Origin of the sequence: Streptomyces sp. NPDC046925, from assembly GCF_040644915.1 — a bacterium.
Classification (GTDB): Bacteria; Actinomycetota; Actinomycetes; order Streptomycetales; family Streptomycetaceae; genus Streptomyces.
Map to the genome: position 1 here is coordinate 156,718 of NZ_JBEYWZ010000014.1, position 14,575 is coordinate 171,292.

The following is a 14,575-nucleotide window of genomic DNA, read 5'->3' on the forward strand; positions in this document are numbered from 1 at the left end:
GTTGAACCCCGTGCTACGTTCGGCGAGTGGCTGAATCTGTCGTACTCGACCCGGTGGATCTGCGAATACTGCGGCTGCTGCAGAACGATGCCCGGATCACCTACCGCGATCTCGCGGCCCAGGTCGGCGTCGCGCCGTCGACCTGTCTGGACCGGATCTCCCGGCTTCGCCGCTCCGGTGTGATCCTCGGGCATCAGCTGCGGCTCGATCCGGCGAAGCTCGGGCGCGGCCTGGAGGCGCTGCTCTCCGTGCAGGTGCGCCCGCACCGGCGGGAACTGGTCGGGCCGTTCGTGGATCGGATCAGGGCGCTGCCGGAGTCCCGGTCGGTGTTCCATCTCGCCGGGCCCGACGACTATCTGGTGCATGTGGCGGTGGCCGACACGGCGGACCTCCAGCGGCTCGTCCTCGACGAGTTCACCGCGCGGCGCGAAGTGGCACGCGTGGAGACGCGGTTGATCTTCCAGCAGTGGGAGTGCGGACCGCTCCTGCCGCCGGGCCCGGGGGTCGACGACCCGGGGGAGAGCTCCGGCCAATCCTGCTGACGCGGGGGCGTTTCGCATACGAGTATGTCCGCATGTCAGACACGAAGATCCCGAGTCCGAACACGAGCGAGAGCGGCGGGCCGCTGCCTCGCCAGGTCGCCGACGCGTATGTCGACGAACTCATCGCCCTCGATCCCATCAACGGTACGTTTCTCGGCGTCAGGGCGAGCCACAGCAAGCTTCCCGACACCTCTCCGGCGGGCCAGGAAGCCGTCGCGGAGCTGGCCCGCACGACGCTCGCCCGGCTCGCCGACGCGGAGCGCCGGCCGGGTGCCGACAGTGACGCCGAGCGCCGGTGCGGGCGGCTCCTGCGCGAGCGGCTGACCGCCGAACTCGCCGTGCACGAGGCCGACGAGGGGCTGCGCGCGGTCGGCAATCTGCACACGATTCCGCACGCGGTGCGCGAGATCTTCACCGTGACGCCGACGGAGACGGACGAGGACTGGGCGGCGATCGCCGAGCGGCTGCGGGCCGTACCGGCCGCGTACGAGGGATATCGTGCCTCGCTCGAACTCGGCCTGGAACGCAAGCTGTTCGCGCCGCCCCGCCCGACGGCCACCTTCATAGAGCAGCTCGGCGAGTGGGCGGGGCCGGGCGACGGCGAGGGCCGCGGCTGGTTCGAGGAGTTCGCCTCACAGGGCCCTGACTCCCTGCGCGCCGACCTGGACGCCGCCGCGCGCGCGGCCACCGCGTCGGTCGTGGCGCTGCGCGACTGGATGCGGGACGTGTACGCGCCCGCGATCGAGGGCGCTCCCGACACGGTGGGCCGCGAGCGCTACGCCCGCTGGTCCCGCTACTTCAACGGCGCCGATCTGGACCTCGACGAGGCGTACGCGTACGGCTGGTCCGAATTCCACCGGCTGCTCGGCGAGATGCGCGCCGAGGCCGAGAAGATCCTGCCCGGCGCGGCCACGCCGTGGGTGGCGCTCGCCCACCTCGACGAGCACGGCACGCACATCGAGGGCGTGGAGGAGGTGCGGGTGTGGCTCCAGGAGCTGATGGACGAGGCGATCGGGGCCCTGGACGGCACCCACTTCGAACTCGCCGAGCGGGTACGGAAGGTGGAGTCCCGCATCGCCCCGCCGGGCGGCGCGGCGGCCCCCTATTACACGGGCCCCTCGGAGGACTTCTCGCGCCCCGGCCGGACGTGGCTGCCGACGATGGGCGAGACCCGCTTTCCCGTGTACGACCTGGTCTCGACCTGGTACCACGAGGGCGTGCCGGGACATCACCTCCAGCTGGCGCAGTGGGCGCACGTCGCGGAGAACCTCTCCCGCTACCAGGCGACCATCGGCATCGTCAGCGCCAACGCGGAGGGCTGGGCTCTGTACGCGGAGCGGCTCATGGACGAGCTCGGTTACCTCACGGACGCGGAGCGCAGGCTGGGCTATCTGGACGCGCAGATGATGCGGGCGCTGCGCGTCATCGTCGACATCGGCATGCACCTGGAGCTGGAGATCCCGGCGGACTCGCCCTTCCGGCCGGGCGAGCGCTGGACCCCTGACCTGGCGCAGGAGTTCTACGACGCGCACTGCAGCCGTCCCACGGAGTACGTGGCGAGCGAGATGACCCGCTACCTCTCCATCCCGGGGCAGGCGATCGGCTACAAGCTGGGCGAGCGGGCCTGGCTGCTCGGGCGCGAGAACGCGCGGCGGCGCCGGGGGGACGCGTTCGACGCGAAGGCGTGGCACATGGCCGCGTTGTCGCAAGGGTCGCTGGGCCTCGACGACCTGGTGGACGAGTTGTCGGCACTCTGAGGGCTGAGGGCGTCGGGAACGGGGCGGGCCCGCACCACCCCGCGGGACCCGCCCGTCTCCCCTGGACCCCGCTCGTCTCCCGCGAACCCGCCCGCCGTCCCGGCTTCAGCAGCCGCAGTCGTCCGCGTCCAGCGGCGCCGTCAGCGGGTCGGGGGCGCGGCGCTCGCCGCCCTTCCAGGTCTCGAACGCGAAGCCCTCGCGGGCCCAGTACTCGAAGCCGCCCAGCATCTCCTTGACCTGGAAGCCCAGCTGGGCGAGGGCGAGGGCGGCGCGGGTCGCGCCGTTGCAGCCGGGGCCCCAGCAGTAGGTGACGACGGGGACGGACTTGTCGAGGAGCTGCTCGGCCTGCGCGGGGATGAGCGCGGTGGGCAGGTGGATCGCGCCGGGGACGTGCCCCTGGTCCCAGCTCTCCGTCGAGCGGGAGTCGAGCACGACAAAGCCGGGGTCGCCGCCTGCGGCGAGCGCGGACGCGACGTCGGACACGTCGGCGTGGAAGGCGAGGCTCGCGCCGAAGTACGCGGCGGCGGCAACCGGGGCGGCGGGCGCGACCCGCAGGACGGAGTTCGGGGCGGTCGCGGTCGCCGCCGCGGTACCGGCCACCGTGCTCGTGGCGGTCGTCGGCTCTGTGTTCGTCGCTGTGCTCATGGCCAGAAATCTACGGGCGAAGACGCCGCCCCAGAAGAGCCGATCACCGGCCTACCCCTTGATCGGCCGGGGATTCCCCTGTTACCTCTCAGGCATGACCGGTTATTCCACGGACGCCACCGACTGGCGCATCCTCGATGTCCTCCAGCGCGAGGGCCGCGCCAGCTACGCCGAACTGGCGCGCGCCGTCTCCATGTCCCCGAGCGCCGTCACCGAACGGGTCCGCCGTCTCGAGGAGGCGGGCGTGATCCAGGGGTACGCGGCCGTGGTCGACCCGGAGCGCCTCGGCCTGCCCATCCTGGCGTTCGTGCGGCTTCGCTATCCGAACGGCAATTACAAGCCTTTTCACGACTTGGTGGAGGCGACGCCCGAGATACTCGAAGCGCATCACGTCACCGGTGACGACTGCTTCGTGATCAAGGTCGCGGCGCGCTCGATGAGTCACCTGGAGGAGGTCGCCGGGAAGATCGGCGCACTGGGTTCGGTGACCACGAGCATCGTCTACTCCTCTCCCCTGCCGAGGCGCCCGCTGGGCCACTGACCCCGGCCGCCCCTCACACCCCGCCCCGGCGGCGTACGACCGATCCCGCACGCCCCTTCTCGACCCACAGCTGTGCGTGGACGCGGCGTCGCAGGTCGGCGACGTGGCTCACGATGCCGACGCTGCGGTCCCGCTCACGCAGCGAGTCCAGGACGTCGAGGACCTCGTCCAGGGTCTGGTCGTCGAGGCTGCCGAAGCCCTCGTCGATGAAGAGCGTGTCGAGCCGTACGCCGCCCGCCTCGTCCGTGACGACGTCGGCGAGGCCGAGCGCGAGAGCGAGCGAGGCGAAGAAGGTCTCGCCGCCCGAGAGCGTGGAGGTGTCGCGCTCGCGGCCCGTCCACGCGTCGACCACGTGCAGGCCGAGGCCCGAACGCCCGCGCCCGGTGCGGTCGTCGGAGTGGACGAGGGTGTAGCGGCCCGACGACATGCGCCGCAGCCGTGCGGTCGCCGCAGCCGCGACCTGTTCGAGTCGGGCGGCAAGGACGTAGGACTCCAGGCGCATCTTGCGTTCGTTGTCCGCCGACGTGCCCGCTGCGAGGCCCGCGAGACGCGCCACGCGGTCGTACTCGGCGCGCAGCGGCGCGAGCCGCCGGGCTCCGGCGGCCGACCGCTCGGAGAGCCGGTCGAGTTCGGCGCAGCACCGGGAGGCCGCGTCGAGCGCGGAGGCGGCCGCGCGGGTGCGCCTGTCGGCGTGCTCGGCGGCTTCCTGTGCGGCCCGGAGGTCGGCCGGGGGCTGCTCGGCCGCCGCGGCGGCGTCCGGCTCGGCGAGCAGGGAGCGCACGGCGGCCTCTTCGCCCACCCACTCGTCGATACGGTGCTGGAGTTCGCGGTGGCGGGCATCGTCGAGCAGGGCTTCGGCCGCGTCCCCGGGCGTGTCGAACCCGGCGCGGAAGGCGGCGTCGGCGAGTCGCGCGTCGGCGTCCTTGAGCCGCTGGGCGGTGTCGTCGGCGACGCGTGCGGCCTCCGCCGCGTCGGTCAGGAGCGCGGCCTGCCGCTCCAGCTGGGAGGCGCGGGCCGCGACACTGCCGCTGGCTCCGCGCGCGCGGGTCAACTCCTCTTCCAGGGCCGTCTGTTCGCGGTCGAGGGAGTCCCGCAGGGTGGTACGCGACGCGGCTCGTACGGCGGCTTCCTGCTGCACGGCGACCCTGCGGTCGTGCTCGCGCTCGGCGTGCGCGAGGGCTTCGCGGGCGGCGTGCAGAGCGGATGCGCTGCCGCGGGCCTCGGCGTGTTCGACCCTCAGCTTCTCGACCGTCGCGGCGAGTCGCTCGACGGACGGCCCCTCCGCGGAGTCCGCCGGTTCCTCGTCGGCGGAGTCACCGCCGGACGACCCCAGCGCGGCCGCCCGGGCCGCGGCAAGCGCCTCGCGCACCTCGCCGAGATGCCGCTCGTCCCGCGTGCGCCGCTCTTCGGCCTGCCGATAGGCGGCGAGCGCCGACTCCTCCGTGGCGCGGTCGACGTGACCGGCGTCCTTCGGAGCGGGCGCGGGGTGTTCGGTGGCGCCGCAGACCGCGCAGGGCGCGCCGTCGGCCAGGCTCGCGGCCAGCTCCGCCGCGATGCCGGTCAGGCGCTGTTCCTTCAGGGTCAGCCAGTGTTCGTGGGCCGCGGTGCTGCTCTCGCGGGCCGTGAGCGTGCTTTCGTACGCGGTCGCGGCCTCCCGGGCGAGGCCGTCGCGGCGGTGCGCCGCGTCCAGCCTGCTCTGTGCGGGTTCCAGTCGGCCCGCGAGGTGCTCCGCGCGCGTGGCCGCCTCCTGGGCGGCATCGACGCGCTCCTGGAGCGCGGCCTTGCTCGCCGCCCAGCCGTCGAGCCAGCCCGCGGCCTCGCGCAGCTGTTCGTCGTCGGCGCGCTCCTCGCGCTCCAGGGAGGCGCGCTCCGTGCGGAGTTCGGCCAGGCGTTGTTCGGCGCGTCGGGCGGATTCGAGGCCGCCGAGCTCTTCGGCGGCCTTGCGCGCGGCGGCGGCGAGGCCCGAGGAGCCGGAGTCCGCGAACGTGGCGGGCAGGTGTCCGCGCGCGCGTGCCTCCTCGTCGCTCGCGCGGCGGTGCTCCTCCTCGGTGGCCCGGCGCAGACCGAGAGCGGGGGCGACCGTCTCGGCCTTGCGGGCCCGCTCCATCCGGGTCTGCCGCTCCCGGTGCTCGCCCGCGCGCTCCTGGAGCCGCCCGGCCCGCTCCCGCGCCAGGGCGTACCGCCGCTGCAACCCGTCGAGTTCGCGTACGCCGTCGAGCCGGCGCCCGGCGGCGGCCTGCACGGACTCGGCGGCGTCGAGCGCGCACCCGGCGATCGCATGGCGTTCGCGGGCGCTGGTGCGGGCGACGGCGGCCCAGGCAAGGACGGCGTCGGCGAGCCCCGGATCGCCGGGCGAGAGATCCGGCAGCGGCGACCGGGCGCCGTCGAGCGTGTCCCCGGCGGCCTGCTGCATCCGGTGCGCGTCGGCGAGGAGCTCCCCGTCGCCTTCCCGTACGGCGCCCTCGGCCTCGCGCCGCTGCTCGGCGAGCCGCTGCTCGACGGCGGCGAACCTGCGCGTGTCGAAGAGCCGCCCGAGCAGTTTGCCGCGGGCCTCGGCGTCGGCCCGCAGGAAGCGCGCGAAGTCGCCCTGCGGCAGAAGCACCACCTGGCAGAACTGTTCCTTGCTCATGCCGAGCAGCTGCGTGATCTCCTCGCCGACCTCCTGGTGGGAGCGGCTGAGGTCCTTCCACGCGCCGGGCTGCCCGGCTTCCCCGGCCTCGTACTCGCGCAGCCAGCTCTGTGCCTTCTCCGTGGTGGTGCCGGTGCCGCGCTTCTTGGGGCGCTCCCAGGGCGGCTGCCGGGTGACCTCCAACCGGCGTCCGGCGACGGTGAGTTCGAGGCACACCTCGGTCCGCGTGGCGGACTCCGCGTGGTCGCTGCGCAGCGTCACACCCTGGCCGCTGCCCTGCCGGGGGCCCGGCACCGAGCCGTACAGGCCGTAGCAGACGGCGTCCAGGACGGAGGTCTTGCCCGCGCCCGTCGGTCCGTGCAGCAGGAAGAGCCCGGCGGCGGAGAGGTCGTCGAAGTCGATGTCCTGGGTGGTGCCGAAGGGGCCGAACGCGGTGATCCGGAGCCGGTGCAGCCTCATCGGGCCACCTCGCGCAGCGTCTCGTCGGTGCGGACGGTGTCGAACGCCGCCCGCAGCACGGCCTGTTCCCGCTCGTCGGGTCCCGCGCCCCGCACATGGGTCACGAAGTCCTCCGCGATCTGCTGGTCGGTGCGGCCCTCCAGACGCCGGGCGTACGAGACGTCCGGGTCCTCGGGGGCGCGTTCCGGGTCGAAGACGAGGCTGAGGGTGTGCGGGAAGCGCTCGCAGAGGCGGGCCATGGGGTCGTCGGGGCGCACCGGGTCGGTGAGCGTCGCCTCGACCCAGGAGTCCTCGTGGGCGGCGAGGTCCGGGTCGGCGAGCAGCGTCTCGATGTCTCCCCTGACGCGGGCGAGCGGGCGGGGCACCGGGCAGTCGATCCGCTCGGCGGCGATCTCCCCCGCCGGGCCGAGGTCGAGGAGCCACATGCTCTTGCGGTGCGCTGACTCGGAGAACGAGTACGGCAGCGGGGAGCCGGAGTAGCGCACGCGCTCGCTGATGGCCTGGCTGCCGTGCAGGTGTCCGAGCGCCACGTAGTGGACGCCGTCGAAGACACCCGAGGGCACGGCGGCCACCCCGCCGACGGTGATGTCCCGCTCGCTGTCGCTGGCCTCGCCGCCGGTGACGAAGGCATGGGCGAGGACGACGGAACGCGTGCCGGGCGGCCGTGCGGCCAGGTCGGCGCGCACCCGCTCCATGGCGGCCCCGAGCACCGCCTCGTGACCCGCGCGCTTGACCCCGAGCTCGTCCTTGACCAGCGCCGGTTCGAGGTAGGGCAGGCCGTAGAACGCCACGTCTCCGTGGTCGTCGGCCAGGATCACGGGCTCCCCGCAGGCGGCGGGCGCGGTGCGCAGGTGGATGCCCGCGCGGCCGATGAGCCCGGCGCCGACACCGAGGCGGCGCGCCGAGTCGTGGTTGCCGGAGATCATCACCGTCGGGATGCCGAGGTCCGCGAGCCGGTGCAGCGCGTCGTCGAACAGCTCGACGGCGGCGAGCGGCGGCACTGCCCTGTCGTACACGTCACCGGAGACGACCACGACGTCCGCCTCGCGCTCACGCGCCGTGGCGACGAGGTGACCGATGAACTGCGCCTGGGCTCCGAGCATGTTCACGCGGTGGAACGACCGGCCCAGATGCCAGTCGGACGTGTGCAGAATTCTCAAGACGCCGCTCCGGCCCGCATGCTCGCTCAACCCCTCCTGTGCCCCGGAACAAGGACCGCCCCAGTACGGGCCTCGCGGACAGCACCCACCACGCTAGCGCCTGCCGGCCCCTGCCCCCTCACGAACCCCGGTCCGCCACCGGCGAACATCCCGCCGGGCGTCAGGCGTCCCCGTACGCCTCTCCCCCGAGCTCGAAGACCGCGCTGCCCGCGGTGGCGTCCGCGAGCCAGGCCGTGAAGGCCTCGACCTCGACGTCGGGCAGGCCGATCTCGATGGTCACCGCGTCGCCGTACCGCACGTCGCGCACCTCGCGCCCCGCCGACCGCAGATCGTTCTGGATCTTACCCGCGCGCTGGTGGTCGACGGTGACGGTGGCGAGCCTGAAGCGCCTGCGGGTCAGGGTGCCCACGGCGTCGAGGGCCTCGCCGACCGCTCCGCCGTAGGCCCTGATCAGTCCTCCGGCGCCGAGTTTGACCCCTCCGTAGTAGCGGGTCACGACGGCGACGACGTAGCGCATGTCGCGGCGCAGGAGCATCTGGAGCATCGGCACGCCCGCGGTGCCGCCGGGCTCCCCGTCGTCGCTCGCCTTCTGTACCCCGGCGTCGGCCCCGATGACGTAGGCGAAGCAGTTGTGCGAGGCGGACGGGTGCTCCTTGCGGATGCGGGCGACGAAGTCCTGCGCCTCCTCCTCGGTGGCCGCGGGCGCGAGGGCGCACAGGAAGCGCGAGCGGTTGATCTCGGTCTCGTGCACGGCCTCGCGGGCCACTGTGCGGTACTCGTCGTGCATCCCGCCAGAGTAGGCCCCCGCGCAGGCCACGGCCCCGGTACGGTGATCCGTTGTGACGTCACCCGAGAATCGCGTACGCCAAGTCCCCCGGAGCACGGACGTGTTGGGGACGCTGCTCGCCGCCGAACCCGTGACGGTCGTGGAGACCCGCGAGGACCCGGCCGATCCCTTCCTCTTCCCCGAGGAGTCGGAAGCCGTCGCGCGGGCCGTGGACAAGCGGCGCCGCGAGTTCGCGACGGTCCGCCAGTGTGCCCGTACCGCCCTGGCCGGGCTCGGCGTGGAACCCGTGCCGATCCTGCCGGGCCCCAAGGGCGCGCCGCGCTGGCCGGACGGCATCGTGGGCAGCATGACGCACTGCACGGGCTACCGCGCCGCCGTCGTGGCCCGCGACTCGGCGGTCTCGTCCGTCGGCATCGACGCGGAGCCGGCCGCTCCGCTCGCCGACGCCGATGTCCTGAAGCTGGTCACGGACGAGACGGAGCGCACCGCCCTGGCCGAGCTCGGCGTCCGGCATCCGGACGTTCCCTGGGACCGGCTCGTCTTCAGCGCCAAGGAGTCCGTCTACAAGACGTGGTTTCCGCTCACCGGGCGCTGGCTCGGTTTCGAGGACGCCCGGGTGGATCTGGCGCCGGACGGCACGTTCACCGCGGATCTGCTCGTCCCCGGTCCGACGGTCGGGGGGCGCGAGCTGACGGGTTTTGGGGGTTCCTGGCTGATACGTGACGGCATCGCCGTCACCGCCATCGTCCTGCCGCTCACGCCTCCGGCGCCCGGTAGGTAGGGGTTCCGCCGAGCCAGGTGCCGAGCACCCTCACGTGCCGGACGGCCATCGGGTCCACGGCGCGCGGGTCGGCGGAGAGCCGGACCAGGTCGGCGGGCGCACCGGGCACCAGGGCGAGGCGGTCGTCGGCTCCGGCCTGGTGGGCGACTCCGCTGGTGGCCGCGGCGAGCGCCTGCTCCACGGTGAGCCGCTGATGCGGGAGCCAGCCGCCCTCGGGGGCTCCGTCGAACGTGCGCCGGGTGACCGCGACCTGGATGCCCTCCAGGGGTTCGTACGAGCTGACGGGCCAGTCGCTGCCGAAGGAGAGCCGCACCCCGTCGCGCGCGAGTTCTCCCATCGGGTACTGCCGGTCGGAGCGTTCGCCGCCGATCCGCGGCATCGACAGTTCGGTCTGGAGCGGGTCGGGCTGCGCCCACAGGGGCTCGAAGTTGGCGATGACGCCGAGCGCGGCGAAGCGCGGCAGGTCCGCCGGGTCGACGAGCTGGACGTGGGTGATCACGGGCCGCCGGTCCCTGGCGGGGTTGGCGAGGACCGCGGCCTCCACCGCGTCGAGGGCCGCCCGTACGCCCGCGTCGCCGATGGCGTGGATGTGCGTCTCGAAGCCGTCGGCGTCGAACGCGCACACCGCTTCGGCGAGCGCGCGCGGCTCCCACACGGGCATGCCGCAGCTGTGCGGCGCGTCCGTATAGGGGGCGAGCAGGGCGGCCGTACCGCCTTCGATCACGCCGTCGCTGAAGTACTTCACCGTGCGCGCGGACAGCATCGGGCCGCCCTCGGCGGTCACCCGGGCGCGCATCGCGTCGAAGGGCCCCCGCTGTTCGCGCCAGCGGTCGGGGTCGGCGCGCTGGGCCAGGTCGACGCGGACGCTCAGCGCGTCGTGCCGGGCCGCCGCGAGATAGGCCTCCGCCATCTCCGGCTCGACCCAGGCGTCCTGCACCCAGGTGATGCCCGCTCGCGCGTACGCCAGGCTCGCGCGGCGTACGGCTTCGACGAGTTCGGCCTCCTCGCGGGCCGGCACCTGGTCGAGCACCAGGTCGCAGGCGTGCCACTCGCGCAGGGTGCCCAGGGGCGAGCCGTCGGGGCGCCGGACGATCCAGCCGAGGCGCGGCTCCGGCGTCGTGTCGCGCACTCCGGCACGGCGCAGCGCCTGCGTGTTGCACCACACCGTGTGGTAATCGTGGGCCCGCAGTACGACGGGCCGGTCCGCCACGGCGGCGTCGAGCCACCGGGCGTCGAACTCGCCGTCGGGCGCGAGCGCGGGGTCGTAGGAGGCGCCGACGATCCACTCCGCGTCGGGGTGCGCGTCGGCCCACCGTCCGACTTCCGCGACGATCGCGTCGACCGAGGTGAGGTCCTTGATCTGCGGGCCGAAGCTCTCCAGACCCCCGAAGAGGGGGTGGGCGTGGCCGTCGCCGAAGGCGGGCATGAGCAGCCCGTCCCCCAACTCGACGACTTCTTGGGCCGCTTCGGCGAGCGCGCGGGCATCGTCCCCCAGCGCGACGACGCGTCCGCCCCGTACGGCGAGTGCCGTCGTGTCTCCGTGCGCGGGGCTTCCCGTGCGCACCCGCCCCAGGAAGACCCTGGTCGCCGTCCCGTCCGCCATCCTGCTCCGCCCCTCTGTCACACGTTTTCCGCGTCCACTGTCGTCAGCCGTTCGTACGCCTTCGGTGCGCGCCGCCGGATCCGCAGGGCCCGTGCCGCTCCGGCCGCGAACAGCACGGGCAGCGGCGCGATCAGGGCCGCGTTGACGCCGCTCGAAGCCCCCGTCAGGAGATCGAGGTTGGCACACACCAGGGCGATCAGTACGGCGAGGCCCGCGCAGGCGGTCAGCGGGGCCGCGATCACCCGCCAGGCGGGCATGCCCCTGCGGTCGCGCCGGAAGAATCCGTACACCGCGAGCGCGGCGAGCGCCTGCATCAGCATCACGCCGAGGATGCCGGAGCCGTTGCTCCACAGGAAGGTGACGGTGTACGGATCCGCGCCGCCGGCCACGGTCACCGCGATCACGGCAAGGGCGAGCGCCGACTGCGTGACGACCGCCGTGGCGGGGGCCCGCGTCCTGGGGGACACGGTGCCGAGGCGTCGCGGGAGGAGTCCTTCGCGGCCCAGAGCGTAGAAGTAGCGGGCGGCGCCGTTGTGGAAGGCGAGGGTCGCGGCGAAGGCGCTGGTGATGATCAGTACGTGCATGGAGTCGGCGGCCCAGGCCCCGGCGAACCGCTCGGTGGCCGTGAAGACCATGTCGGCGCCGCCCTCTCCCTCGGCGACGGCCTGCGCGCGGTCGGACCCGTACGCGTTGATGATCATCCACACCGTGAAGGTGTAGAAGAGCGCGAGGAACGCCACGGCGACGCAGGTCGCGCGCGGCACCGTACGCTCCGGCTCCCGTGCCTCCTCCGCGTAGATGGCCGTCGCCTCGAACCCGACGAAGGCGCCGACGGCGAGCACGAACATGCCGCCCACCCCCGCGCCGCCCAGGTGGTGCGGGGAGAGCGTGCCGAGGTCGAGGCCCTGCGGCCCGCCGCCGTGCGCGAACAGCCCGACCTCGAAGACAAGCAGCACGAGGACTTCGAGGACCAGGGCGACACCGAGGAATCGGGCGCTGAAGGTGACCTTGAGATAGCCGAGCACCCCGATGGCGACGAGTCCGGCGACCGCCCAGATCCACCAGGCCACGCGGACCCCGGTCAGGTCCTCGAAGCCGGACTCGGTGAACCATCCGAAGGCGACGAGCAGTCCGACCTCGATGGCGTTGTACGAGTAGAGCGCGACGTACGCGGAGCCCGCTCCCGCCGGACGTCCGAGCCCTCGGCCGATGTAGGCGTAGAAGGCGCCCGCGTTGCGCACGAAGCGGCTCATCGCGGTGAATCCGGCGGCGAAGACGACGAGCAGCAGCCCCGCGAGGAGATAGCCGAGCGGCGCCGCCCGGCCCGCCATGCCGATGGACAGGGGTGCCACTCCGGCCATCACGGTCAGCGGCGCGGCGGCGGCCACGACGAAGAAGACGAGGTCACCGGTGCCGACGGCACCGCCGCTCAGACCTTTGTCGACGTGGGGGGTGGGTTCGCTCACGCGGGTCTCCGGCCTGCTGGGAAGGGCTCGGGCTGGGGCTGTGGTGGGGCGGCCCGAAAACTAAAGCCTTTAGTCCGGGTCGGGCAGGACCGTACTCTGCACGCGGGCGGCTGTGAAGACCGCGTCCGGAGAAGGGAGTTACGGGATCATGGGCAGAGGCAGGCCGCGCGTACCGGTGCTCAGCGCGGACCGGATAGCGCGCCAGGCCCTCGCGCTGATCGACGCCGAGGGGGCCGACGCCTTCAGCCTGCCCCGCCTGGCCGCGCGGCTCGGGGTGAAGACCGCCTCGCTCTATAACCATCTGGACGGCCGCGCCGAGGTCATCGAGGGCGTGCGGCGCCTGATCGTCGAGGAGATGGACGTCTCCGCGTTCGAGACGCTGCCGTGGCCCGACGCCCTTGCCGCGTGGGCCCGTTCGTACCGCGACGCCTTCGCCCGGCACCCGCACGCCATCGATCTCCTCGCCACCACGACCATCAGCTCACCGGCCACCCTGAGCATGTACGAGGCGGTCGTGGCCGCCCTTGCCCGTGGCGGATGGCCGCGGGAGCGGCTGATCGGGGCGATGACCAGCGTCGAATCCTTTCTCCTCGGCTCGGCGCTCGACCTCGTGGCGCCGCCTCTGATGATCGACCCGGCCGGACACGCTCCGCGGGTGCCCGTCCTCGCGGCCGCGCTGGAGAGCGCCGCGGACGGCAGCAAGGCGGGGCGGGCCGATGAGGCGTTCGCCACGGGCCTTGACGCGCTGATCCGCGGTCTCGTGGCCCAACTGGCGGAGTTGCGCGGGCAGTAGCTTCCGGTGGCACGTGGACCGCAGTTCTAGCGGCAGCGCGGGACCCGCAGCTTCCGTCTGCGCGGCACCCAGGCGGTCAGAGGCCGCGCGCCGGGTCGGCGAGGGTCTCCCAGAACATCGCCTCGTAGCGCTGGAGGAGCTTGCCGTAGCGCAGGGCCGCGTCCGTCGTGTCGAGGCCGCGGCCCAAGCCTGCGCCCACCGCGGCGAGCGCCCGGCGCTCCAGGTCGGGCGCGGGCTCGGCGAAGAACGCGAAGAACCCGCAGTCCTCTTCCCTGAAGCCGTAGTGCTCGGGGAGCGCGCGGGCGAGGGTGGCGCAGTAGGCGCCCCAGGCGGCGAAGTTGGCGGTCAGGGCGAGGACCACGTCGGCGGGGGCGCCGTTCAGGGCGAGCCAGGCCACGTACGCGGGATAGGCCTGGCAGCCCGCGCGCGGTTCGTACGCGTCGGCGTCGGCCTTGTCCACCCCGCATGCCGCGACCAGGGCGTCGAGGCGGTCGAAGGCGAGCGTCTCCCCTTCGGCGAGGGTGCGGAAGAAGGCCTCGCACTCGACTTCTCCCGCGTCGGCCGAGCGTGCGGCCAGATGCAGGAACGAGCGCCGGTCCGCGGGGATCACGGAGCGCTGCTCCAGGGCGAGAGCGGTGATCGCGGAACGGTTCGCGGTGCCGTCCGCGACCCGTGGCACGAGCGGGTTGGCCGCCGGGTCCGGCGCGAGTTCCGCCGTCACGGCGTCGAGCAGTTCCTGTGCGGTCCTGGTCATCGCCTGTTCTCCCTGTCTCGGGCGGACCTCCCGGCCCGCCTGCTAGTTTCTACACTGCTGTAGAAACAAAAACCTCGACATACCGACACACCGACATACGGAGCTCTCATGGCCCTGTGGGACCGCGTCAAGGAATCCGCATCGACGATGCAGACCCAGCTCATGGCGAAGAAGAACGACCTCAAGAGCGGCGCCTTCCGTGATTCCAGTATGGCGATGTGCGCCCTCGTGGCGGCCGCGGACGGCACCATCGACCCGTCCGAGCGCCAGCGCGTGGCGCAGCTCATCGCCACCAACGAGGTGCTGCAGAACTTCCCCGCCGACGAGTTGCGGCGCCGCTTCGACACGTACCTCGACAAGCTGACCACCGACTTCGACTTCGGCAAGGTCAGCGTGTTGCAGGAGGTCGCCAAGGCGAAGAAGAAGCCCGCCGAGGCGCGTGCCGTGATCCAGATCGGCATCGTCATCGGCGGCGCGGACGGCGACTTCGACCAGACGGAGCGTGCGGTCGTACGGGAGGCGTGCTTCGCGCTCGACCTGCCGCCGCACGAGTTCGACCTCTGACCGACCCGGTCCGGTAGAGCGCCGCAGCGGTAAAGCGGTTCACCGGCAGGGGACTTGCGGCATCCGGCCGCACGTCCCCTGCTGCCGCTCAGGC

General features: G+C 73.1%; 13 protein-coding genes. 6 read left to right on the top strand and 7 right to left on the bottom strand.

Annotated features, from left to right (window positions below):
• Window positions 1-26 precede the first annotated feature (26 nt).
• Entirely contained in the window at window positions 27-542 is a 516-nt protein-coding gene (locus tag ABZ906_RS38240; RefSeq protein WP_361195497.1) for an Lrp/AsnC family transcriptional regulator, read from the top strand.
• Between the two features lie 32 nt (window positions 543-574).
• Window positions 575-2,299: a DUF885 domain-containing protein gene (locus ABZ906_RS38245; protein ID WP_361390626.1), complete on the top strand. Its 1,725-nt coding sequence runs from the start codon at window positions 575-577 to the stop codon at window positions 2,297-2,299.
• A gap of 105 nt (window positions 2,300-2,404) precedes the next feature.
• Here the strand turns inward: ABZ906_RS38245 and ABZ906_RS38250 are convergent, their stop codons facing one another.
• Complete coding sequence (locus ABZ906_RS38250; RefSeq protein ID WP_361390628.1) at window positions 2,405-2,944, bottom strand: rhodanese-like domain-containing protein; 540 nt, start codon at window positions 2,942-2,944, stop codon at window positions 2,405-2,407.
• Between the two features lie 94 nt (window positions 2,945-3,038).
• On the opposite strand from ABZ906_RS38250, the gene ABZ906_RS38255 reads away from it, so the two are divergent.
• Window positions 3,039-3,485: an Lrp/AsnC family transcriptional regulator gene (locus ABZ906_RS38255; protein ID WP_361195491.1), complete on the top strand. Its 447-nt coding sequence runs from the start codon at window positions 3,039-3,041 to the stop codon at window positions 3,483-3,485.
• Window positions 3,486-3,498: 13 nt separating this feature from the next.
• Here the strand turns inward: ABZ906_RS38255 and ABZ906_RS38260 are convergent, their stop codons facing one another.
• The 3 genes from ABZ906_RS38260 to ABZ906_RS38270 all read right to left on the bottom strand — a co-directional run bounded on the left by ABZ906_RS38260 (window position 3,499) and on the right by ABZ906_RS38270 (window position 8,520).
• Window positions 3,499-6,573: an SMC family ATPase gene (locus ABZ906_RS38260; RefSeq protein ID WP_361390630.1), complete on the bottom strand. Its 3,075-nt coding sequence runs from the start codon at window positions 6,571-6,573 to the stop codon at window positions 3,499-3,501.
• Window positions 6,570-7,733: an exonuclease SbcCD subunit D gene (locus ABZ906_RS38265; RefSeq protein WP_361390632.1), complete on the bottom strand. Its 1,164-nt coding sequence runs from the start codon at window positions 7,731-7,733 to the stop codon at window positions 6,570-6,572. The genes ABZ906_RS38260 and ABZ906_RS38265 overlap by 4 nt, the downstream gene beginning before the upstream one ends.
• A 160-nt stretch (window positions 7,734-7,893) precedes the next feature.
• On the bottom strand, window positions 7,894-8,520 hold the full coding sequence (locus tag ABZ906_RS38270) for a YigZ family protein (protein WP_361390634.1): 627 nt from the start codon (window positions 8,518-8,520) through the stop codon (window positions 7,894-7,896).
• 52 nt (window positions 8,521-8,572) lie between these two features.
• Here ABZ906_RS38270 and ABZ906_RS38275 point away from each other — a divergent pair, with 52 nt between their 5' ends.
• Window positions 8,573-9,301 (top strand): 4'-phosphopantetheinyl transferase superfamily protein, encoded by a 729-nt coding sequence (locus ABZ906_RS38275; RefSeq protein ID WP_361390636.1) that lies wholly within the window; start codon window positions 8,573-8,575, stop codon window positions 9,299-9,301.
• Here ABZ906_RS38275 and ABZ906_RS38280 read toward each other — a convergent pair.
• Together ABZ906_RS38280 and ABZ906_RS38285 are read right to left on the bottom strand one after the other, a co-directional pair.
• Entirely contained in the window at window positions 9,276-10,904 is a 1,629-nt protein-coding gene (locus ABZ906_RS38280; RefSeq protein ID WP_361390638.1) for an amidohydrolase, read from the bottom strand. The genes ABZ906_RS38275 and ABZ906_RS38280 overlap by 26 nt on opposite strands.
• Before the next feature lie 17 nt (window positions 10,905-10,921).
• Window positions 10,922-12,370 (bottom strand): APC family permease, encoded by a 1,449-nt coding sequence (locus tag ABZ906_RS38285; protein WP_361390640.1) that lies wholly within the window; start codon window positions 12,368-12,370, stop codon window positions 10,922-10,924.
• A 148-nt stretch (window positions 12,371-12,518) separates the two neighbouring features.
• Between ABZ906_RS38285 and ABZ906_RS38290 the strand changes: the two genes are divergently transcribed.
• Entirely contained in the window at window positions 12,519-13,163 is a 645-nt protein-coding gene (locus tag ABZ906_RS38290; RefSeq protein ID WP_361390642.1) for a TetR/AcrR family transcriptional regulator C-terminal domain-containing protein, read from the top strand.
• A 76-nt stretch (window positions 13,164-13,239) separates the two neighbouring features.
• On the opposite strand, the gene ABZ906_RS38295 is transcribed toward ABZ906_RS38290, so the two are convergent.
• Entirely contained in the window at window positions 13,240-13,917 is a 678-nt protein-coding gene (locus ABZ906_RS38295) for a transcriptional regulator (protein WP_361390643.1), read from the bottom strand.
• A 108-nt stretch (window positions 13,918-14,025) separates the two neighbouring features.
• Here ABZ906_RS38295 and ABZ906_RS38300 point away from each other — a divergent pair, with 108 nt between their 5' ends.
• Window positions 14,026-14,481: a TerB family tellurite resistance protein gene (locus ABZ906_RS38300; RefSeq protein WP_361195474.1), complete on the top strand. Its 456-nt coding sequence runs from the start codon at window positions 14,026-14,028 to the stop codon at window positions 14,479-14,481.
• The last annotated feature ends 94 nt before the right edge of the window (window positions 14,482-14,575 follow it).

Excerpts from the sequence above, each read along its gene's own strand:
- ABZ906_RS38245 (WP_361390626.1), top strand. The coding sequence starts at position 575 with ATGTCAGACACGAAGATCCCGAGTCCGAACACGAGCGAGAGCGGCGGG.
- ABZ906_RS38250 (WP_361390628.1), bottom strand. The coding sequence starts at position 2,944 with ATGAGCACAGCGACGAACACAGAGCCGACGACCGCCACGAGCACGGTG.
- ABZ906_RS38255 (WP_361195491.1), top strand. The coding sequence starts at position 3,039 with ATGACCGGTTATTCCACGGACGCCACCGACTGGCGCATCCTCGATGTC.
- ABZ906_RS38260 (WP_361390630.1), bottom strand. The coding sequence starts at position 6,573 with ATGAGGCTGCACCGGCTCCGGATCACCGCGTTCGGCCCCTTCGGCACC.
- ABZ906_RS38270 (WP_361390634.1), bottom strand. The coding sequence starts at position 8,520 with ATGCACGACGAGTACCGCACAGTGGCCCGCGAGGCCGTGCACGAGACC.
- ABZ906_RS38280 (WP_361390638.1), bottom strand. The coding sequence starts at position 10,904 with ATGGCGGACGGGACGGCGACCAGGGTCTTCCTGGGGCGGGTGCGCACG.
- ABZ906_RS38290 (WP_361390642.1), top strand. The coding sequence starts at position 12,519 with ATGGGCAGAGGCAGGCCGCGCGTACCGGTGCTCAGCGCGGACCGGATA.
- ABZ906_RS38295 (WP_361390643.1), bottom strand. The coding sequence starts at position 13,917 with ATGACCAGGACCGCACAGGAACTGCTCGACGCCGTGACGGCGGAACTC.
- ABZ906_RS38300 (WP_361195474.1), top strand. The coding sequence starts at position 14,026 with ATGGCCCTGTGGGACCGCGTCAAGGAATCCGCATCGACGATGCAGACC.